Raw genomic sequence first — 1252 nt, 5'->3', positions numbered from 1 at the left:
CGACCGTGGCCCGGCCAGGCTTCGGTCGAGGCGCTCGGGCTGTCGCTCTCATTTCGGCTGCCCACGCTGGTCGTGTGGCTCTCATTTGGCCTGCGCGGCCCGGGCGTCGCCCAGGGCGGGGAGAGGCTCAAGAGGGGTTTGCTCGGCTCGAAGTAGCGTTGCCCTCCCGGCTCGATAACCCAGGTGGATCGAGCATCGGAGGACGCCTTGAGTGTCACGTCAGATCGTGTGGTCATCGGGATGGATCCGCACAAGCGCTCCGCCACGATCGAGGTCATGGCCGGCGACGAGACCATCGTCGGCGGCGGCCGGTTCGACACCGGCCGGGACGGCTACACGGCGATGCGAAGGTACGCCAGGCGGTGGCCGCACCGGGTCTGGGCGATCGAGGGCTGCCAAGGCATTGGCCGGCACCTCGCCACCCGGCTGCTGGCCGACGGCGAACAGGTCGTCGACGTCCCGCCGAAGCTGTCCGCCAGGGCGCGGGTGTTCGCCACCGGGCAGGGCCGCAAAACTGATGCCACCGACGCCCACTCCATCGCGCTGGTCGGCACCCGCATGGCCGGCCTGCGCCCTGTCGTCAACGATGAACAGCTGGCCCTGCTGCGGATCCTGGTCGACCGACGCCGCTCACTCGGAGAGGACCACACCCGGATGGTGTCCCAGCTGCACCAACTCCTGCTGGAACTGATTCCAGGTGGGGCGAAGAAGAGCCTGTCCGCCGCCCAGGCCAGAGCACTGCTGGCCACCGTCCGGCCCCGTGACACGGTCGGCAAGACTCGACGGCGGGTCACCGCGGAGCTGATCAGTGACCTCGAACGGATCTACCGGCGCTCCAAGGAAGCCGACAAGGAGCTCAAGGAACTCGTGGCTTCCACCGGGACCACCCTGATGGACCTGCACGGCATCGGACCGTCCGGCGCCGCCCGGCTGCTGGTCGAAGTCGGCGACATCACCCGGTTCCCGAACCGGGCCCACTTCGCCTCCTGGAACGACACCGCCCCCATCGACGCATCCTCCGGCGAGCAGGTCCGACACCGCCTCTCCCGCGCCGGAAACCGGCAGATCAACCGCGTGCTGCACATCATGGCCACGGTTCAGCTCCGCAACCCCACCGAAGGGCGCGCCTACTTCGATCGCAAGAAAATCGCCGGGAAGACATCGATGGAAGCAATGCGCGCCCTGAAACGACGCCTGTCTGACATCGTCTACCGACAACTGATCGACGACGCCACGACGGCCACGGCGACGG

Annotated in this window: 1 protein-coding gene; it reads left to right on the top strand. The window is 68.1% G+C overall.

Annotated features, from left to right (window positions below; translation table 11 throughout):
- Nucleotides 1-240: 240 nt before the first annotated feature.
- Nucleotides 241-1252 (top strand): IS110 family RNA-guided transposase (locus JM949_RS36040; protein ID WP_203152483.1); only part of this gene is annotated, 1012 nt, incomplete at its 3' end.

The sequence above is a fragment of the Micromonospora tarensis genome (assembly GCF_016803395.1).
Lineage (GTDB): Bacteria > Actinomycetota > Actinomycetes > Mycobacteriales > Micromonosporaceae > Micromonospora > Micromonospora tarensis.
The sequence above is the reverse complement of the archived record's forward strand: the minus strand, read 5'-3'. Positions and strand labels throughout refer to the sequence as shown.